Genomic DNA, 20444 nt, shown 5'->3' on the forward strand with positions numbered 1-20444 from the left:
GTTTCTAATTTGATTGCCGCAGAATACGTTGCGCGTTTTAATTTCGTCATTTTTTCACCCAAATTTGTATGCTTATTAGCATAACATTTCTTTCTTAATGGGTGGCCAAATTAACTATGCCACTACACTTCCTAAGCTCAGCTTTCCACTCCTGCTTTTGGAATTGAACAAGATTTTCAAGAAAGGTATAAAATTTAGAGTCAGCTTCAATAAAGTTGTCAGAAACTTGAGCTAACTCATTAAAATTTAATTTTGAAATAATTGCTGCCTCTGAAACGTTATTATTACTACTGTTTAGACTTATCGCGTTTCTGATAAGAATAGTTTTTATATCATTATCTGTCTTTTCATTAGAGTGTTTAATATCGACATTTGAATTTAAAAGTGACATTAAGCTACGAGAATCATTTATATAAGTTTCGACAGATTTAAAAATAACCTCAATTTTTTCTCTTTCAACGGCTCTAAGTTTTTCACCTCTTTCGTACTCATGATTATTACGCTGCCTTTTATCCATTCTATACTGAACATAGAATGCGATTAAGAAAGCAAAGAATATTGCTAAAAAGCTAGATAATGGCTGAATAATTAATGGGTATTTTTCAGCTGATTCTTGCAATAATTGAAGCATATTGATCTCACTTTATTTTTAATTAAACGGTACTTTTTTGAAAAAAGATAAAATCTATATAGCACTAAATATACGGATTCTCACCCATCGCAATAGCTACACAAAAAATCCGTAAATCCAGCTCTAGCTGATGGTACTGCGGCTCCATATGGCAGCATAATTTATAAAAGCCTTTGTTATGGTCTTTTTCCTTAAAATGCGCGAGTTCGTGCACCACTAATGCTTTTAATAATGGCTCGGGGCCGCGCAGTAAATCGCTGTTTATTGCTAAATCGTGCTTGCGGGTTTTACCTTGCATACGGTACGTGTGGGTACCGAGCGCATTGGTAACCATATCACCTTGTTTTTTAAACGCAGCGCGGCCAAATGGCGGGGCGTTTTTTAAATATTGCTTTTTAAGCTCAGTGGCGTAGCTATACAGTAACTTATCACTGGTGATACGATGCGCCTGTGGGTACTTTTTAAGTAAATACTCACTTACCTTTCCTGCTTTTATTAGTCCTAATACTTGCTCAACGATATTGGCAGGGTAGCCGGTAAAGTAACGTGCGTATTCACTCATTATTGTCTCTGTATTTTGAATTTATTTTTAAAAAAGTACTTGCTGGTGGGCTTCTTTTTCGCCACTAAATGGATTGAGTACGTTGTGATTATACCCCAAATCTTGGCAAAACTGGCGAGCCAGCAGCGGCGCTTCGCGGTTATCAGCGGTATGAAAAAACACATAGGGGCTTTTGCCCTCATCGAGCCACTGGGTTACTTTGCTAAGCCAAGGCTGATAAAAGGTCTTATAATCGTTTTCTAAATCAGCAATAACGAAGCGCGCCATAGGCTGCGAGCCCGTAGCAATAGCGTGCACTGGTAAGTGGGGCTTTTTTTGTTGGGCGTCTATTAGCGCTTCGGTGGTTGGCTTTACCGCAAAGAGTGCCCGAGTATCCATAGCAATGCGATTTATATTGTGTGCCATTAAAAGCTGATTAAGTGCGATTTCGGCCTCACCTTTTTTGAAAAAATCAGGGTGGCGTACCTCAACCCCATAGTTTAGCTCTTTAGGAAGTAAATCTATAAAAGCGGCAAGCTTAGCTAAATGTTGTGGCGCGAACGCTTTAGGTAATTGCAGCATTATTTGCCCTGTTTTTTCAAATAGCGGGGCGAATAAATTAAGCCAATTAGTTAGCTCATGTTGCACGTTAGTAAGTTGGAGTTCGTGACTAAAGCGCCGATGAAATTTAAAGGTAAATTTAAACTCATCAGGTACACTCGCAGCCCAGCGTAATACAGTGTCAGGCGAGGGATCGGCGTAAAAGCTAGTATTACCTTCTACCGAATTAAAATGCTGCGCATATTCGCTAAGCATATCGGCATTTTTACACTGGCGTGAAAATAAATTTCCTTTCCATGCGCTGCTCGACCACTGCGGGCATCCAATATATAGCATACAAACAAAAGCCTTGTTATAAAGTGCCTGTAGTGTAACAAATAACAAAACAGTGCGCTGTAAATTCAACCTCGAAAGGTAAACACGCCCTAGCATCTTCAACCGACTTGGGTATAATGCAGGGCTTAATTTGATTATTTTGAATTGCTAGCGGTTTTATTTTCATTTTGGTGTTTATAAAAACTTTTAAAACAACAGTGTTTAACCGCTATATGCCTTTTATCTGACAGGAAAACTATGCGCTCTATATACTGCGGACAGCTAAATAAAACTCACGTAGATCAGGAAGTTGAACTATGTGGCTGGATCAACAAACGACGTGACCTTGGCGGACTTATCTTTGTCGATTTACGTGATAGAGAAGGTTTAGTACAAGTTGTATTCGATCCGGAAGTTGAAGGACTAATGGAAACAGCTAACAAACTTCGTCAAGAATTTTGTGTTCAGTTAAAAGGGATTGTACGCGCTCGCCCAGATAGCCAAGTAAATAAAGACATGGCAACCGGCGAAGTAGAAATTTTAGGCACAGGTTTAACTATTATTAACCGCTCTGAGCCTATGCCACTTGATTTTAACCAAGTGAACTCAGAGGAGCGTCGTTTAAAATACCGTTACTTAGATTTACGTCGTTTAGAAATGAGCGACCGCATTAAATTACGTGCTAAAGCAAGCAGCTTTGTACGTCGCTTTTTAGATGAAAATGGCTTTTTAGATATCGAAACGCCAGTGCTAACTAAAGCAACGCCTGAAGGTGCTCGCGATTACTTAGTACCGAGTCGTGTTCATAAAGGTAGCTTTTACGCATTACCACAGTCACCACAGTTGTTTAAGCAATTGTTGATGATGTCGGGTTTTGATCGTTACTACCAAATTGTTAAATGTTTCCGTGATGAAGACTTACGTGCTGACCGTCAACCTGAATTTACTCAAATAGATTTAGAAACCTCGTTCATGAGCTCTGATCAAGTACGTGGCATGACAGAGAAAATGATCCGTGAAATGTGGCAGTCATTACTAAATGTTGATTTAGGTGATTTCCCAATTATGCCTTACTCTGAGGCAATGAGCCTATATGGTTCTGATAAGCCAGACTTACGTAATCCGATGAAGCTTATTGATGTAGCCGATTTAGTAAAAGACGTAGAATTTAAAGTATTCTCAGGCCCAGCAAACGATGAAAAAGGCCGTGTTGCAGTACTAACTGTTCCAGGTGGTGCATCACTTTCTCGTAAGCAACTAGATGATTACACTAAGTTTATCGGTATTTACGGTGCTAAAGGTTTAGCATGGATGAAAGTAAATGACCGCGATGCAGGCGTTGAGGGCGTGCAATCGCCAATCGCTAAATTCTTAAATGAAGATGTGATCACGCAGTTACTTGAACGTACTAATGCACAAACAGGTGATATCATTTTATTTGGTGCGGATAAACGCAACACCGTAAATGAAGCCATGGGCGCACTTCGTTTAAAAATTGGTATTGATTTAGAAATCACTAATTTAGATAGCTGGGCACCACTTTGGGTTGTTGACTTCCCAATGTTTGAAGAAGATGACGAAGGCACATTACACGCTGTACACCATCCATTTACTGCACCAAAAGATATTAGTGCCAGTGAGCTTGAAGCAAACCCAGCAGCGGCTATTTCAGATGCTTACGATATGGTATTAAACGGCTACGAAGTGGGCGGTGGCTCGGTACGTATTCACAATGCAGATATGCAAGAAGCGGCATTTAGAATTTTAGGTATTGAAGCGCAAGAGCAGCAAGATAAATTTGGTTTCTTACTTGATGCACTTAAATACGGCACACCGCCGCATGCAGGTTTAGCGTTCGGTTTAGACCGTTTAGTTATGTTGTTATGTGGTACTGATAACATTCGTGACGTTATTGCTTTCCCTAAAACCACACAAGCATCGTGTTTATTAACCGATGCACCAAGCAAAGCTAACAGCGATTCGCTGACAGAGCTTGCAATTAGTGTAGTTGAGAAAGAATTACCAAGCGCAGAATAAAGCTAGCTTTTAGTTAGATCAAAACCCCTTAGGCTAAATACCTAAGGGGTTTTTTGTTCGGCATAACCCAATTTAGGTGCTTTATTTTTATGAGCGAGTTATTTAAAGATAGTCATTATTTCGATCAGTCATTTTCAAACTTTACAGCAAATGCAAAGCGCTTTAGCGATATTGAGTTTGAACAATGTCAGTTTATTGATTGCGATTTTAGTCACAGCCAGTTTAGTGCCTGTCGGTTTATAGAGTGTGAATTTATTAACTGTAATTTGACTGAACTTAATTGGAATTACAGCTCCTTAGAAGAGGTGAGCTTTGCAAATTGTAAGCTCAATAGCATAGTGTGGGGGCAAGTAAATTGGCCGCAATTAGCGCTAACGTCACCGGTGAGTTTTAAACAGTGTGAGCTGAGCCATAGTTCGTTTTTTGAATTACAGTTAAAAGCCTTAACAATGACGAACTGTTTTGCCAAAGATGTCGATTTTAGACACGCTAACTTAGCTCAAAGCAACTTCTCGGATACTGACTTTAGAGACAGCCTGTTTCATCAAACTAATGTGAGAAAAGCAAATTTTGTTGGCGCAACGCAATTTAATATTGATATAACAAGCAATGATGTGAGTAATGCAAAGTTTGAACGGCTTGAAGCGTTAAATCTATTAACAGGACTTGATATCGAGCTGGTTGATTAGCCGCAAGAGCTTACGGCTAATCCGTTATTATATTTGCTATTAGCAAGCAGGGCCATTTTTGTTGCGCGCGCTAGCAAGTGCACGGGCTATGCTCAATAGCTCTGGCGAAATATCATCAGCGCCATCTTTAATCAGTTTAGTTACATCACCAGATGAATATAAGCTATCACGCGGTGATTTAATTCCCAGCTCTCTTACAAAGTCTTTGGTTTTACCTGTACTGCCGGTTTCAATGAACTTAAAAATAATCCGTTCGTTGTTACTTTTCGGCTCGGCTTGTAACACTTTAATTTCTTCTTGGTAGGCTTCAATTCTGCTTTGGAGAATGTCGATGCGTTGTTCAATGCTGCTGTATGATTTCATGAATGGATTCTTTTGCGATAATAGTAAAACAATAATCGCTATTATCGCACAAATTAGCAAAGGCGCGCGCTAACCTTTATAATAAAAATTAATGTTAGTTAAAAATGTATAAATAATACAAGGGAATGCATGTTAAAAATTATAAAAAAGCATTTAATGTTAAGTGCACTGACTTTAAGCACTATGCTATTTTCATCATCAAGTTGTGCCCAAAACGATGCAATCATTGATGATAGTCGTAATCGCTCTATACCTGTAAATATTACCCTACCAGCTAACCACCTTAAGTGCAGCGCGCAAGTAAAATGCCCAGTGGTATTTGTAAATGCAGGGTATGGCATTAGCCACAATGAATACACCTTTGCGAGTAAGTTATTTAATGCGCAAGGCTATTTAAGCATTGCGGTAGCACATGAGCTTAAAACCGACCCTGCACTTAATCATGCGCAGCCATACTTAACTACCCGTATGGAAAATTGGCACCGGGGTGTTGTAACCCTCAAATTTTTAGTTAATGAGCTAAGTGTTAAATACCCTGAGTATGATTTTACAAAACTCACTTTATTTGGCCACTCAAATGGTGGAGATATTTCAGCCTTGTATGCAGCTATTTATCCAAGTGAAGTAAGCCAATTAATTACGCTCGATCACCGCCGCATGTTATTGCCACGCAATAAAAACACACGCGTGCTCACACTTCGAGGTAGTGATTATCCAGCCGATGCAAACGTGCTTTTAACCGACCAAGAGTTAACCGTTTATCCTGTTACGCAAACGTTGATAGAAAAATCACGTCACGACGATATGCACGATGGCGGGCCTAAATGGCTGGTGGATAGAATGAGTAAAGAGGTAGCGGCGTTTTTAGAAAATTAAACGATACAGTCAGTTTTTAAATTAAAACCCTAAATATAGCGCAGGGCTTACTGCGCTATTTTAGTTTTAAGTTACTCTACCAGTTCACTAACTACCAAGGGGCTGTTATGTAGCGTTTTATGCACAGGGCATTTGTCTGCTATTTCAAGCAAGCGCATGCGTTGTTCATCAGTTAAATCGCCTATCAGGGTGATTTTTCGGGTGATGGCCTCTAGATTGCCGGTTTTTTCACAACCATCACAATCTTGGTTGTAATTGCGGGTATGGTTGAGCTCTACTTTTATGTGCTCTAGCGGCAACTTTTTGCGACTTGCATACATGCGAAGTGTCATTGCAGTACAAGCTCCAAGCCCAGCGAGTAAATGATCATAAGGGTCTGGGCCTAAGTTTTTACCGCCGACATCGGTAGGCTCATCAGCAAGCCATGTATGGTTTTTAGTACTCACGTGCTGAGTGAATTTATGATCTTTTTCTTCAACTAATACACTGCCGTTAGTTAATTTTGCACTATAGGGTGTTTTATCGTATTCAACATAGCGATTAGCCCACGTAGCAATGACATCGGCTGCGTAGTTAGCGTCTTCTTTATTGCTGAGTAAGTGATCGGCATTATCTAAACTTATAAAGCTTTTTGGATGCTTGGCAGCGGCGTAAATTTTTTCGGCTTCACTAATATTCACGGTGGCATCAATAGGAGAGTGCATAACTAACAAAGCACGCTTAAGCTTACTTATATGGCTGTTATCGTATTTAGCGATGTCATCTATAAATTGTTTTTTAATCGTAAACTCTCGCCCGGCTAAACACACTTTTGCTTCACCCAATTGGTTTATTTCATCTAAATGAGCAGCAAAATTATGGGTAACGTGCTGAGCATCCGATGGCGCGCCTATAGTCGTAATGGCCGATACTTCAGGTATGTGCTCTGCTGCTGCAAGCACCGCAGCACCACCTAAACTGTGGCCTATCAATAACTGAGGTGCTTTAAAGTGTGTTCTTAAGTGATTGGCTGCAGCCACTAAGTCTTGAATGTTTGATGAAAAGTTACTGTTGGCAAAGTCACCATCGCTATTACCAAGCCCAGTAAAATCAAAGCGTAATACAGCAATGCCTTGCTGAGTGAGCGCGCGACTTATTCGTGTTGCAGCCGCTACATCTTTAGAGCAGGTAAAACAGTGAGCAAATAAGGCATAAAATTTCACTTCACCAGAGGGCTGTTCAAGTTGTCCAGCGAGTTCTAATTCACCGCTTTTAAAAGAAACTTTTTGTCGCATGTAGAGAGCCTTAACAAGTTGATATAGTGTGTGATGCTGATAAAGAAGAGATTGGTACGATGGGGTGAAAATTCAATACAAGCGTTATTTTGATCTTGATCAAGGCAGAGAAGGCTTGCTTATTGAGTGCGGACATATGTCCTTATAATTTCAAGGGGGTTTGTCTATCCTCGCACAGCATAAAAATGCAGCCTTTATTACTTGAATTAAGTAGTTAAGCTATATTTGAATGTAATACTAATTTCGTGTAGACCTGTGGCTTAAGCGAATTAGTAAATGGCTTCTAACAACCTACTTACTGGAATGTACCATGCAATTACCTACAGTTGATTATAAAGCGGACGATGCGGCTGCGCAATTTGTTGAATCGTTGAGAAATACTGGTTTTGGCGTATTAAAAAACCATCCTATTCCGCAATCTTTAGTTGAGTCTATTTATAAAAATTGGCAAGACTTTTTTAACTCAGAGCAAAAGCATGAGTTTTTATTTTCAAAAGAAACGCAAGATGGTTATTTTCCACCGTCGGTATCAGAAGTAGCTAAAGGCCATACGGTAAAAGACATTAAAGAGTACTTTCATGTTTACCCTAAAGGCCGTGTTCCTGCACAATTAGAAGCAGATGTACGTGAGTACTACCGTTTAGCTAATGAATTTGCGGCAACATTATTAAGCTGGGTTCAGGCTGAAGCGCCTGAAGAAGTCCGTGCTAAGTTCTCTATCGATTTAAAAGATATGATTGCCCAGTCTGAGCAAACGTTGTTACGTATTTTACATTACCCGCCAATGACAGGTGATGAAGAGCCTGGTGCTATTCGTGCTGCTGCGCACGGTGATATTAACTTATTAACCGTATTACCGGCGTCAAATGAGCCAGGCTTACAAGTACAAAAAACCGATGGCGGTTGGTTAGACGTGCCATGTGATTTTGGTAGTTTAATTATTAATATTGGTGACATGTTACAAGAAGCATCGGGTGGCTACTTCCCATCAACGATTCACCGTGTAATTAATCCATCGGGTAAAGCAACAACCAAATCACGTATTTCATTACCATTGTTTTTACACCCTCGTCCAGATGTGGTGTTATCTGATCGCTACACAGCAGATAGCTACTTACAAGAGCGTTTACGTGAGTTAGGTGTAAAATAATCTTTTAGCATTTGTAATGCTCAGGTAAATAAAAAGCGGCTGTTTAGCCGCTTTTTTAGTATTTGTGTTTATTGATTTGGCACAAAGTAAATAATGGCATGCATTCTGAGCTACTAAAGGTATAATGCGCGCAACTGGCCACTTTGGCCTAATTTGAAATAGAGAGTTTATATGAGTTTTGATGGTTTAGGTTTATCACAGTCTTTAGTTAATGCGGTTTTAGAAAAGGGCTATGAAACGCCAACGCCTATTCAGGCTCAAGCTATTCCAGCAATTATTGCACGTCGCGATGTAATGGCCGCAGCGCAAACCGGTACCGGTAAAACCGCTGGTTTTACTTTGCCGCTTATTGAGCGTTTATCGTCGGGCACTAAAGCAAAAAGTAATCATGTTCGTGCGCTTATTTTAACGCCAACCCGAGAGCTTGCCTTGCAAGTAAGCGAAAACGTTGAAGAATATGCTAAGCATTCAAACGTGAGTTCGTTTGTTGTTTACGGTGGTGTTAAAATTAACCCACAAATGCAGCGCCTGCGCAAAGGGGTTGATATTTTAGTGGCGACACCAGGGCGTTTAATTGATTTACACAATCAAAACGCGGTTAAATTTGATAGCGTTGAAGTACTGGTTTTAGATGAAGCCGACCGTATGTTAGACATGGGCTTTATCCATGACATTAAACGCTTAATTGCAAAAATGCCTGAAAAGCGTCAAAACTTAATGTTCTCAGCAACGTTTTCGGATGATATTCGCGCGTTGGCAAAAGGGTTAATTAACGACCCCGTTGAAATTTCAGTCGCTGCCAAAAACACCACTGCTAAAAGCGTGACTCAATGCGTGTACGCAGTAGATAAAGCGAGTAAAACAGCCTTATTAAGCCATTTAATTCGTAGCAACGATTGGCAACAAGTACTGGTATTTAGCCGTACTAAACACGGTGCTAACCGTTTAGTTAAGCAACTGGAACGCGATGATATTGTTGGCGCGGCAATCCATGGTAATAAATCTCAGGGCGCGCGTGTTAAAGCATTGGAAGGCTTTAAAAGTGGTGAAGTGCGCGTATTAGTGGCAACCGACATTGTTGCTCGTGGTCTAGACATTGTTGAATTACCGCATGTTGTAAACTACGACTTACCTAATGTATATGAAGATTATGTTCACCGTATTGGCCGAACTGGTCGTGCGGGAGCATCAGGGCATGCTATTTCATTTGTAACGGTTGACGATGCAGTAGATTTATACGGCATTGAGCGCTTTATTGGCGAGCTAATTCCACGTGCTGAAGAAGAAGGTTTTGAACCGGCTAACCCTGTTGCAGAGCGCGCACTCGATGCACGCCCGTTACCGGCTAAAAAGCCAAAGAAAAAACAACCATTTAATAAGCCTAAATCAGATAGCAGCAAACCTAACAGCAAAAAGCCTAACAATGGTGGCAATGGTACAGGCCCACGTCGTGGTGGCTCTAAAAAGCCAGCAGCTAAAACCGATGATAATGCACAAAACCCATGGGCAAAGCGTCAATCGGTTGGGGGGAATGGTCAACGCCGTCGTCGTCCAGCAAATAACGACTAATTAGGTTTAGTTCGCTTTAATAAAAAACGCGCTTACTTTTACTGGTAGCGCGTTTTTTAATGCCTATTTTAAAGCTTTACTAACCGATTAAATAATTAACTGCTAATCCTACAAATAAAGTAACACTGACGCTCAGTAACGTTCCTAGCATCACATATTCAGTGAGTTGTTTATCTTTGCTGGCACTTAAGTCGCCAAATCTAAACACCGATTTGGCGGCAATTAAAAACCCAAGCCCTGCAAACTGATCTAATAAAATAAATGTCAGCATAAGTACTCTTTCAAGCATACCAATACTTTGCCCTGCTAAAGGGAGGCTACCATCACTAGAGAAGTGATTAGTCAAACGCTCTAACATCATTCTTATAAATACCGCACTGGGGCTTAAAATAATAAGGTAACCAGCTATAACCCACAGTACTTTTTCGTTGTGCAATAACGCCATTACATTGTCAGTAAATTGCTGATCGTCAGTGAGCCAAATACTTATCGCAATAATGACAATGATATGTGCAATTTGGTCTAATAAAAAAGGCACTACGCCTTTATTTGAATACGATTTAGCAATATCAATAAAGTAGTGACTGATCATAATAATAGCGGTGGCCAGTAATACACTACTCAGTTGTTGCCAGCCAAAGCTATATTCCCAAAGTGCAACAACTATTGCACTGGTAACTCCGTGAACCAATACATGGTAATAAAGTTTTTTTGCTTTAAAATGACGGCTGTTTCTGTCGTTTACCCAACTCATGGGTTGCCAATAAAAATCAGCGAGTAGATGGCCAATAATCAGTGCGACGAGCAATAGTGAAAATTCCATTAGTCATGTCCTTGCTGTATAGCTTTAAGCCTTTGTTGCGCATATAAAATAAACCGTTCTACCAGCTGGTAGTTAGCAAGATTAAGTAGCTTAGTAACGTTTTCGCGGCTGGTGTTGAGCTCTTTAGCTAAGGCTGCATGGTTGTTATTAGTATGGGTTAAATACACATACAAAGCATTTGCTTGTTTTTGGGTTATTTTACACAGTAATACATCGACAAACGCTAAGTTTAGCTTGAAGCTCTCATCAACCGATTGATCTGCAATAGCAAATGTAAAACGCTGGTTTGTCATTTTATCTAATCCCTGCCCAGAGAGAGTAAACGCTGAGCCTGTAGCGGTTTTTGTACTCGTACCCGGGTTATCTATGTGGCCCAATGCCATACTTTGGCGCAATTCATAGCCGGCAGATTTTAACTGTAAATAGATAAGAATAGCGGTGGTAACTAACTGTTCACTTTTATCGAGTTGCAGTTGAAATGCATCCCCACGGTAAATATCCCAAGATGTTGTTTTATTGCAATTTGCACGTAAACTTTGCTCTAGCTGGTAAAGCATGGCATCGTATTGTTGTTTAGGTATTTTTTGCGATTTAATAATATCGCCGCTGATCACACCAATCATAAAAATCCAGATAGATTATTTATATGTAACTAAATTTGGTTACATTGTTAAATGTAACCGTATTTGGTTACATTGGGTTTGGTAACTAATTTAGGTTACTTAACACGCAATTGCAAGTATTACTCATTAGGACATAATAATGACCTCACAACAAAGCAGTAAACCTCGTGTAGGTATTTTTGTCGATGTACAAAATATTTATTACACCTGTCGCGAAAGCTACGGTAAAAACTTTGATTACAATGCCTTTTGGCGAATGATAGAGCAACAATACGATATTGAATGTGCGTTTGCTTATGCAATATACCGAGGTGATGAAAAGCAAAATCAGTTTCAAAATATTTTGCGCGCTATTGGCTTTGAAGTAAAACTAAAACCCTTTATTCAACGCCGTGACGGCAGTGCCAAAGGCGATTGGGATGTAGGTATAACCATAGATATGCTAGAGCAGGGAAAGCAGCTTGATAAGGTTATTTTACTCTCGGGTGACGGTGACTTTGCGTTATTACTTGGGCACTTAAAAAATCAATACAATGTTCCGTGTGATGTATACGGTGCTGATAAATTAACCGCAGAGGTACTTAAGCAAAGTGCTGAGCAATTTCATTTAATTGACAATCAGTTACTACTTTAAAAAGTATAAGTATTGTATTTTTGATTTATTTTTGAGCAGAATGTTTGCGTTGATCATGAGAGTATTTAATACAACGGGTGCATAGATTAATTAAGCCTAATTTAGGCTTTTTTTATGGCGATAATAAATTGGGTTTAGTGGATGAGTATGGTAATTTTAAGATTCAATTAGTATCAAGGAATTACATGCTTAACTACAGTAATATGCCATTAGACAGAGGCTCAAATGCGCGCAAAGACCCTACTTGGGTAGACGCAAAAAAAACAGCAGACAGTTTATGGCTTTTAGTTAAAGGCAATCACACCTTATTTGCTAACAGTAGCCCTGAGGTGGTGTATTTAGCTTACCAACAAGTGGCGCATTTAGATTTAACGCAGGCTATTCTTTTAGGATCAAATAAACAGGATAATGCCGTATTTGCGCTAGACGTAACTGCACTCGAAGAGTCGTTATTAGCAACGATTGTTGGTGATGCCAAGTTTGCAGATATTCGTCAATATGGTACTCAAGTAGCACTTGAAGATGGCTCAAATGCAGCGCTTGCTCGTGGGTTGTGTTACTGGCATGCCACTCATAGTTTTTGTGGTCGCTGTGGTACCAAAAATCACTTAGTTGAAGGGGGGCATTCACGTTTATGCGACAACGCAGCCTGTATGCACCAAACTTTTCCGCGTACCGATCCAGCCGTTATTATGGTAGTAACTAAAACATTTTCTGATGGGATTGAACGCTGCTTATTGGGTCGCCAAGCAACTTGGCCTAAAGGTCTGTATTCCTCACTTGCCGGGTTTGTCGACCCAGGTGAAACCCTTGAACAAACCGTGATCCGAGAAGTAAAAGAGGAAGCGGGTATTACCGTGGAGAAAGCAGAGTATATTGCTTCTCAACCTTGGCCGTTTCCTTCATCAATCATGCTTGGTTTTATTGCCACAGCAAGCAGTGATGAAATAAGCACAGAGCAAGATGAACTTGAAGATGCACGATGGTTTTCTCGCCAAGAACTTGCGCAATTTAAAGATTGGCAACACGAGGGGGAGCATTTAAAGCTACCTAGAGCTGATTCGATTTCGCGTTATTTAATTGAATATTGGCGTACTCAGATAGAAGGATGAATCATGTCGAGCAAAAATAAAAATACCCAATTAGTGTCATCTGGGCGCAAAAAAGCGTACACCCATGGCGTAGTTAATCCAGTGATACAGCGCGCTTCAACGATTGTGTTTGATTCTGTGAGTGAGCTTAAAGAAGCGGCTAAAACACGTGGCGACAAAACCTTGTTTTATGGCCGCAGAGGGACGACCACTCATTTTGCTCTGCAAGAGGCAATTACCGAACTCGAAGGCGGTGAGGGCTGTGTGTTATACCCATGTGGCGCGGCAGCGATAAGCCAAACTCTGTTATCGTTTTTAAAGTCCGGTGATCATATTTTAATAGTGGACACTGTTTACGAGCCAACCCGTGATTTTTGCGACAAGATATTAGCTGGGTTGGGTATTAGTACGACCTATTATCCGCCAATGATTGGCGCAGACATAAAAGAGTACATTCAAGACAATACCAAAATGTTGTTTTTAGAGTCTCCGGGTTCAATTACTATGGAAGTTCAAGACGTTCCCGCCATGGTAAAAGTGGCAAACAATCATAATGTAATGACAGTGCTTGATAACACCTATGGCAATGGCTTGCATTATCGTCCGCTTGAACATGGTGTTGATATTAGTATTCAAGCCGCCACCAAATATATTGTTGGCCACTCTGATGTGATGATGGGGGTTGCTGTAGCTAATAAAAAGTATTGGCCAACACTTCGTGAACACTCTTATTTACTCGGGCAATGCACCAGTGCAGATGATGCGTATTTAGCACTACGAGGCTTGCGTACCATGGCAGTGCGATTAAATCAGCATGAAAAAGCCGCGCTAGAAGTAGCAAAATGGCTTGAGCAACATGCGTTGGTTGATCATATTCGTCATCCTGCGTTTACAACATGCCCAGGCCATGAATTTTTCAAACGCGATTTTGACGGCAGTAATGGTTTATTTTCGTTTGTAATGAAAGCGGGTAATCAACACGCCATAGATGCTTTTTTAGATAGCTTACAACATTTCAAAATGGGCTTTTCGTGGGGGGGCTTCGAGAGCTTAGTAACGGCAAACCTATCAATGAAAGGGCTGCGCTCGCAAACAGGATGGGAGCATGGACCTGTTATTCGTTTGCACATTGGTTTGGAAGATGTTGAAGATTTAATTGCCGACTTACAGCAAGCATTAGCTATTTATGAGCAACATTTATAATTACTAATTGTTTAAATTACATTATTTGTTACAAAGCCTACCTCTGAGTAGGCTTTTTTTTGCTAGCAATTCAACGTGTTTACACTTAGTGTTGTTAAATAACGCTTATTTTAAAGTATGAACAACGTCATTAAGGATAGTCAATGGCAACACCATCACCAGTTAACGTAGGGCGCTTAACCCAAATCGCGGGTTTTGAGCTGGTACGTATGTTTTTAACTAAACGAGGGCTTATTGCACTGGCGGCTTTTGCGCTAGTGTGGCTTGTTATTTTACGTTACCCCATAGGCCAAGCTGTAGGTATAATCAGCTCGCCAGACTTTGAACAAATAGCCCGTGATATTTCCGGCTCTATTGGATTAAGTAAGTTACTTGATTGGCCTGAAGCCGAATTTGCTATGTATTGGCTTATTGCTTTGTATAGTTTTCCTGTTTTTAGCTTATTTATTTGTAGTGATCAAACCGTCGGTGACAGAGAGCGCGGTACGCTAAGGTTTTTATCATTACGCTCAACTCGCTTTGAAATACTCTTTGGTCGATTTTTAGGGCAGTTAGCGGTACTAACCTGTTTAGTTGGCATCACGCTTATAGCGACATTGGCGGTGCTCGGGTTTCGCGAGCCGAGCTTACTTGCTGGTGGCCTTGGTCGTGCTGTTTCAATATTTTTAATACTTATTGTTACTTTTACGCCGTTTGTAGCCTTAATGAGCTTAATTAATACTTTTGCGAGCTCATCTCGCTTATCTATTGTGTTAGCCATTTTATATTTTACAGCCGGCGGCATTATTGTTGGATTACTGGAGTGGCAAATACCCGCATTAAGTGTGCTTGATTATTTATTCCCTGGTGTGCAAATAGAGTTATTAGCTGGACAAAACTTACCGTTATTGAGCGCTTTGGCTATTCCTTTAGTGCAAACAGCGGTGTTACTTGCAGTTGCTCAACGTATTTTTGCAAGGAGCTCATTATGAAATCATTAATAACAGGGCGTAATTTAAGTAAATCATACGGCTCAAAACTGGCTCTTGATAATGTGAATTTTGAGATTCAAAAAGGCGCGCCAGTTGCATTAGTTGGCCCTAATGGCGCAGGGAAAACCACTTTATTTAGTTTGTTGTGTGGCTATATCGCACCTAGCATGGGTGAGCTTGAAATACTCGGCCATAAACCAGGTAGCGCAGCTTTATTTAATAAAGTGAGTGCGTTACCACAAGATGCACAGCTAGATCCGCGTTTTAATATAGATAAACAACTCAGCTTTTATGCCAAGCTCCAAGGTATGAGCACCAAGCAAAGCCAAATAGAGGCACTTCGAGTATTAGATTTAGTGGGTCTTAGCGAGGTTGCAAAAAACCGCGCAGGGGACTTATCTCACGGTATGCGCAAGCGTGTAACCATAGCACAAGCATTAATTGGTTCACCGCAAATTGTAATGTTAGATGAAGCCACCGCAGGGCTTGATCCGATTCATGCCAGAGAGGTCAGAGAGCTGGTGTCTGAGCTGTCGTCTCAAGCGACGTTTATTTTAAGCTCTCATGATTTAACTGAACTAGAACGACTTTGCTCCCAAGTACTACATTTAGATAAAGGCATATTAAGCGAGCATCAAACTAAAGCGGCGAATACTGATAAGCACTTTTATACCTTAATGCTAAGTGAAGCATATCAAAATGTGGAGCAACAACTACAAGCAATTGAGTGTGTGAGCCGTGTTTATATGAGCCAACATAAAGAGTATGTGATTGAGTATCAACCAACTAGCGATTCACTTGACATCGCGCTATTGCAATTTTGCCACCAACATAATTGGCAGTATAGGCAGTTAGTAAATGGTCATACTCTAGAAAATCAAATATTTAAACAGGAGAAACTGTAATGGGATTATTTAGTGGTTTAATGGGTAACGCCAGTGAAGTGGATGACGCCGATTTAGAAAAAGTATTGGCTAATACGCTTATTGAAGGTGAGCGAGTTGAAAAGGCGTATAAAGTAGTTCGTGATATGTTTATCTTTAATAGGGTCTGTTAACCTTTGCGGATTACAATTTGTTCAAACTAGGGGCGGTTTAATCGCGGCGCGAGGTTTGTAACCTAGTGGGCTAAGTAAAAACCGAGCAACAAAGAGTAAATCGCCCCTAGGCAGAACCCTTCGGGCAGCGCCTGTTTGGCATTGATGCTGCGTTATCGCCTATTTATGTGGAATAACCACACCACATAGGCTCTGCCTTGCCTAAACACCAAACAGACTGCTGCAAATTTAATCTTGAAAGGTCAACAGACCCTAATAAGCGACTAATTTTATTAGATAAACAAGGTGTGACTGGTTCTAAAATGGAAATGATCAGTATTGCTTACTCTAAGATAACTAAATTCAGTAAAGAGAGTGCGGGGCACTTTGATTTAGATGCAGAACTGAAAATTTGGGTTGGATCTGATCCAAACCCTATCAGCAAGGACTTTAAAGCAGGTGATAACATAAATGATGTTTATAGGATAATCAGCCAGTATTCATTATAGAAACAAACAAAAATCGGTGTAAAATTAAAGTAATTGTTTACAGCTTGTTGCGATTACTTTAACATAAATTACTCCAACACTTTCTTACAAATTCCCTAACAAATACAATTGCTTGATTCAGTTTTTGTTCAGTTTCGCGGCGTTAGCATACCCCCACTTTAGCAATGTAGTTAAAGTACAAAAACAATGTACATAGGGATGTTTCATTATGAAAAAGTTAGCAATTATTATTTCAGGTCTTTTATTATCAAGTGCTGCACACGCTGCAGATAGCTATCAATCAATCAGTAACTTAAGCTACGCAGAGATTGATAACAACGATACGATCAGCGTGGACTCAACTTACTACTTCTCTCCTAAAAGCACACTAGGTCCATACGACCAATTCGAATACATCAACAAGCAAAGCAACGTATTTGGTAGCTACGCTGATGACGATTTTGGCGATGTGACTGCTATTGGTGGTGAATACTTCGTTGAAGATTTTGTGGTTGGTGCGTCTTACCAAAATGCTGATTACAACTCTAACAACGAGTTATATACACTTTCTGCTGGTTATTTCTTTAACCCAGATTTACTTGCAAAAGTAAGATTTGTTGATCAAAAAGATGGTGATAACGTTACATTCTTTTCTTTAGCATACAACCACATGCTAAATGATACAGATTACGTAGGTATCACTGTTGAATCAGACGATGATTTTGATTCTCGTTCAGTAGCTGCTAAATACTTTGTTGATTTACAACAAGGTAACTACTTAACAGTAGAAGGTACATTTGTAAGCCTTGACGAAGCAGATGACCAATGGAACGTAGAAACAAACTACTACTTCTCTAAAGCGACTTCTGTATTTGCATCTTACGATAAAGAAGACAACTACAGCTTTGGTGCTCAACACTTCATCAATAAAAACATTGGTTTAAAAGTGGGTTACGGCAACAACGCAGATGACTCAGATTACGATGCTTACTTTGCTAACATGCGTTTTCAGTTTTAATTGAGCGTTTAATCGCATAAACTAAAACCAGTTAAGTAGTAAAAAGCCCACATTTGTGGGCTTTTTGCTGTGTGTAATAAACATGTAACTCTACTTATAGCTATATTTTAATTTTAACGGAATCGGCTCAGCATTTCGTGGCCCCCTCTGACACCCCATTGTATTTAAATTAAGATCGGTCATAATTAAATCAATGTTTTTATAACTGTAAAGGAATGTGCTTATGTCAGTATTTATTATATTACTGGTTGTGGTGATCGTGGTATTTGCGATTAAAGATATCCGCCTTAATTTAATTACCCGACCTACTTTTAAAATGTTTAAAAAAGTATTACCGCCATTATCGCAAACAGAGCGAGAAGCCATGGAAGCGGGCGATGTTTGGTGGGATGGCGAGCTATTTAGTGGTGATCCTGATTGGCAAAAATTACACAACTATCCGCGTCCGCAGTTAAGTGAAAAAGAAACTGCATTTATTGAAAATCAGGTTGAAGCGTTATTAGCTATGCTTGATGACTATAAAATAGTACAGAAAGATAAAGACTTACCCAAAGAGGTTTGGGACTTTTTAAAAACCGAAGGGTTTTTTGCAATGATCATCCCAGAAAAATTTGGGGGTCTTGAATTCTCTGCTATTGCTAATTCCACCATAGTGTCAAAAATAGCGACTAAAAGCTTAACAGCCGCCGTGACGGTCATGGTACCCAATAGCTTAGGTCCTGGTGAGTTATTACTGCACTACGGAACAACTGAGCAACAAGAGCGCTGGCTACCTAGCCTTGCAAAAGGCGACGATGTGCCTTGTTTTGCATTAACGGGCCCTGAGGCTGGCTCAGATGCTGGCAGTATTCCTGATTCTGGTGTGGTGTGCAAAGGCGAGCATGACGGTAAGGAAGTGTTGGGGCTGCGTTTAAATTGGTCAAAACGCTATATCACACTTGCGCCAGTTGCGACTGTGTTAGGGCTTGCATTTAAAATGTATGACCCAGAAGGCTTGTTAGGCGATAAAAAAGAGCTTGGCATTACGTGTGCACTCATTCCAACCGATCACCCAGGAGTTAAAACCGGCGAGCGGCATTACCCCCTAAATATGGCGTTTATGAATGGCACAACGTATGGTGAAGATGTATTTATTCCGCTTGATTGGATTATAGGTGGTCAGCAAGGGGCTGGGCGCGGTTGGCGCATGTTGGTTGAGTGTTTAAGTGCAGGGCGTGGTATTTCGTTACCGGCATTAAGCACTGCAACAGGGCATTTAGCGGCTAAAATGACTTCGGCTTATTCTGTTGTTCGACAACAGTTTGGTGTGTCAATTGGTCAATTTGAAGGGGTTCAAGAAGGGTTAGCACGTATTGGTGGCCTAACTTATGCGCTGGAATCGTGCAGATTAATGACAGCTGGTGCTATTGATTTAAAACTAAGTCCATCAGTAGTAACAGCTATTGCAAAATACCATATGACCGAAATGGGTCGAACAGTAATGAATGATGCGATGGACATTCATGCAGGTAAAGGGATTCAGGTTGGGCCTAATAACTATTTAGCACATGGCTATATGGGTATTCCGGTTTCGATTACGGTTGAGGGCGCTAATATTTTAACTCGTAATTTAATGATATTTGGCCAAGGCGCTACTCGTTGTCATCCGTTTGTATTAAAAGAAATGGAAGCGGCTTCAATGGAAGATGATGACGCGGCATTAGAGCAATTTGATGGTCTATTGATGAACCACATAGTGTTTGCTATTAGCAATGCTAGCATGGCTTTAGTGCATGGTTTAACTCGCAGCCACTTTGCCAAAGCGCCTGTGTGCGGAGAAACCGCGGCCTACTATAAACAATTAGGGAGAATGAGCCGAGGACTTGCGTTTACAACAGATGTTGCAATGTTGATGTTAGGTGGTGAACTTAAACGCAAAGAAATGATATCGGCACGTTTAGGCGATGTATTAAGTCATTTGTATATTGCTTCTACCGTGTTAAAACGTTTTGAAGATGAAGGGCGTCAACAAGCTGATTTACCTTTTGTTAAGTATGCAATAGAGACGTCATTATATGAAATAGGTCAAGCATTTGACGGCTTCTTTAAAAATTTCTCTAACCCGGTGGTTAACTTTGCCCTTAAACGCATTGTGTTTCCGTTAGGCAATCATTATCACAAACCAAGTGATACCACTTCACAAAGTATTTGTGAACACATGACGCAACCTGGTGTGTTTAGAAATAGGCTTACTCATTTGTGTTACATCGATGAGAACGCCGGCACTGGGGTGATGGAAAATGCTTTTTTAGCGATGCACGACATGCAAAATCAATTTAAACAGTTAAAACAGTGGCAACGAAAAGGTAAGGTACCTGCTACTTTTGATATTGGAAAAGCTATTGATTACGCTCTTGAGCATGAATTACTCACTAAGTATGATGCTGAGGCTATGCATCATGCTAACAGATTGCGAATGCAGGCTATTGCGGTAGATAACTTTAAATCTGAAGATATCTAACCTGATGCCAAAGCAATAAAGAAGATAAAAGTAAAAAAGCCTTAAGTTTAT

General features: G+C 40.2%; 20 protein-coding genes and 1 pseudogene. 14 read left to right on the forward strand and 7 right to left on the reverse strand.

Annotation, left to right across the window (positions count from 1 at the left end; translation table 11 throughout):
* Positions 1–94 precede the first annotated feature (94 nt).
* From BW139_RS16790 to BW139_RS16800, 3 genes are all read right to left on the reverse strand, one after another.
* Positions 95–631, reverse strand: coding sequence for a hypothetical protein (locus BW139_RS16790; RefSeq protein WP_076920433.1), 537 nt, complete (start codon positions 629–631; stop codon positions 95–97).
* A 64-nt stretch (positions 632–695) separates the two neighbouring features.
* Positions 696–1193, reverse strand: a complete 498-nt coding sequence (locus BW139_RS16795; RefSeq protein ID WP_076920434.1) for a M48 family metallopeptidase — start codon at positions 1191–1193, stop codon at positions 696–698.
* Between the two features lie 27 nt (positions 1194–1220).
* Entirely contained in the window at positions 1221–2069 is an 849-nt protein-coding gene (locus BW139_RS16800) for a DUF72 domain-containing protein (protein WP_076920435.1), read from the reverse strand.
* Between the two features lie 237 nt (positions 2070–2306).
* Between BW139_RS16800 and aspS the strand changes: the two genes are divergently transcribed.
* Both aspS and BW139_RS16810 read left to right on the forward strand, forming a co-directional pair.
* A complete protein-coding gene (aspS, locus tag BW139_RS16805) occupies positions 2307–4085 on the forward strand; it encodes an aspartate--tRNA ligase (RefSeq protein WP_013464572.1) in 1779 nt (592 codons plus the stop codon).
* An 89-nt stretch (positions 4086–4174) separates the two neighbouring features.
* Positions 4175–4774 (forward strand): pentapeptide repeat-containing protein, encoded by a 600-nt coding sequence (locus BW139_RS16810; protein WP_013464573.1) that lies wholly within the window; start codon positions 4175–4177, stop codon positions 4772–4774.
* A gap of 39 nt (positions 4775–4813) precedes the next feature.
* Here the strand turns inward: BW139_RS16810 and BW139_RS16815 are convergent, their stop codons facing one another.
* Positions 4814–5137, reverse strand: a complete 324-nt coding sequence (locus BW139_RS16815) for a hypothetical protein (protein ID WP_008111621.1) — start codon at positions 5135–5137, stop codon at positions 4814–4816.
* 129 nt (positions 5138–5266) lie between these two features.
* Between BW139_RS16815 and BW139_RS16820 the strand changes: the two genes are divergently transcribed.
* Complete coding sequence (locus tag BW139_RS16820; protein ID WP_076920436.1) at positions 5267–6013, forward strand: alpha/beta hydrolase; 747 nt, start codon at positions 5267–5269, stop codon at positions 6011–6013.
* Positions 6014–6084: 71 nt separating this feature from the next.
* On the opposite strand, the gene BW139_RS16825 is transcribed toward BW139_RS16820, so the two are convergent.
* Positions 6085–7287: a bifunctional alpha/beta hydrolase/OsmC family protein gene (locus BW139_RS16825; protein ID WP_076920437.1), complete on the reverse strand. Its 1203-nt coding sequence runs from the start codon at positions 7285–7287 to the stop codon at positions 6085–6087.
* A gap of 310 nt (positions 7288–7597) precedes the next feature.
* Here BW139_RS16825 and BW139_RS16830 point away from each other — a divergent pair, with 310 nt between their 5' ends.
* Both BW139_RS16830 and BW139_RS16835 read left to right on the forward strand, forming a co-directional pair.
* Positions 7598–8437 (forward strand): isopenicillin N synthase family oxygenase, encoded by an 840-nt coding sequence (locus tag BW139_RS16830; protein WP_008111615.1) that lies wholly within the window; start codon positions 7598–7600, stop codon positions 8435–8437.
* A gap of 171 nt (positions 8438–8608) precedes the next feature.
* Complete coding sequence (locus BW139_RS16835) at positions 8609–10006, forward strand: DEAD/DEAH box helicase (RefSeq protein WP_076920438.1); 1398 nt, start codon at positions 8609–8611, stop codon at positions 10004–10006.
* 79 nt (positions 10007–10085) lie between these two features.
* On the opposite strand, the gene BW139_RS16840 is transcribed toward BW139_RS16835, so the two are convergent.
* Positions 10086–10829 (reverse strand): DUF3307 domain-containing protein, encoded by a 744-nt coding sequence (locus BW139_RS16840; protein WP_076920439.1) that lies wholly within the window; start codon positions 10827–10829, stop codon positions 10086–10088.
* Positions 10829–11452 (reverse strand): hypothetical protein, encoded by a 624-nt coding sequence (locus BW139_RS16845; protein WP_076920440.1) that lies wholly within the window; start codon positions 11450–11452, stop codon positions 10829–10831. The genes BW139_RS16840 and BW139_RS16845 overlap by 1 nt, the downstream gene beginning before the upstream one ends.
* A 139-nt stretch (positions 11453–11591) precedes the next feature.
* Here BW139_RS16845 and BW139_RS16850 point away from each other — a divergent pair, with 139 nt between their 5' ends.
* The 9 genes and pseudogenes from BW139_RS16850 to BW139_RS16890 all read left to right on the forward strand — a co-directional run bounded on the left by BW139_RS16850 (position 11592) and on the right by BW139_RS16890 (position 20393).
* Positions 11592–12086 carry an NYN domain-containing protein gene (locus BW139_RS16850; protein WP_033103902.1) on the forward strand — a complete coding sequence of 165 codons (495 nt, stop codon included), beginning with the start codon at positions 11592–11594 and terminating at the stop codon, positions 12084–12086.
* 185 nt (positions 12087–12271) lie between these two features.
* Complete coding sequence (gene nudC / locus BW139_RS16855; protein WP_076920441.1) at positions 12272–13198, forward strand: NAD(+) diphosphatase; 927 nt, start codon at positions 12272–12274, stop codon at positions 13196–13198.
* A 3-nt stretch (positions 13199–13201) separates the two neighbouring features.
* The gene (locus tag BW139_RS16860) at positions 13202–14380 is read left to right on the forward strand and encodes a cystathionine beta-lyase (RefSeq protein WP_076920442.1); all 1179 of its coding nucleotides are present in this window, start codon (positions 13202–13204) and stop codon (positions 14378–14380) included.
* Between the two features lie 143 nt (positions 14381–14523).
* Positions 14524–15351: an ABC transporter permease subunit gene (locus BW139_RS16865; protein WP_010391471.1), complete on the forward strand. Its 828-nt coding sequence runs from the start codon at positions 14524–14526 to the stop codon at positions 15349–15351.
* Complete coding sequence (locus BW139_RS16870) at positions 15348–16256, forward strand: ABC transporter ATP-binding protein (protein WP_076920443.1); 909 nt, start codon at positions 15348–15350, stop codon at positions 16254–16256. The genes BW139_RS16865 and BW139_RS16870 overlap by 4 nt, the downstream gene beginning before the upstream one ends.
* The gene (locus tag BW139_RS16875; RefSeq protein WP_407070245.1) at positions 16256–16408 is read left to right on the forward strand and encodes a PH domain-containing protein; all 153 of its coding nucleotides are present in this window, start codon (positions 16256–16258) and stop codon (positions 16406–16408) included. The genes BW139_RS16870 and BW139_RS16875 overlap by 1 nt, the downstream gene beginning before the upstream one ends.
* A gap of 254 nt (positions 16409–16662) precedes the next feature.
* Positions 16663–16896: pseudogene (locus BW139_RS16880) on the forward strand (PH domain-containing protein); the annotation flags it as partial.
* A gap of 208 nt (positions 16897–17104) precedes the next feature.
* Complete coding sequence (locus BW139_RS16885) at positions 17105–17893, forward strand: putative porin (protein ID WP_076920444.1); 789 nt, start codon at positions 17105–17107, stop codon at positions 17891–17893.
* 223 nt (positions 17894–18116) lie between these two features.
* Complete coding sequence (locus BW139_RS16890) at positions 18117–20393, forward strand: acyl-CoA dehydrogenase (RefSeq protein ID WP_076920445.1); 2277 nt, start codon at positions 18117–18119, stop codon at positions 20391–20393.
* The last annotated feature ends 51 nt before the right edge of the window (positions 20394–20444 follow it).

The organism is Pseudoalteromonas sp. SK18, from assembly GCF_001974855.1.
Taxonomy (GTDB): Bacteria; Pseudomonadota; Gammaproteobacteria; order Enterobacterales; family Alteromonadaceae; genus Pseudoalteromonas.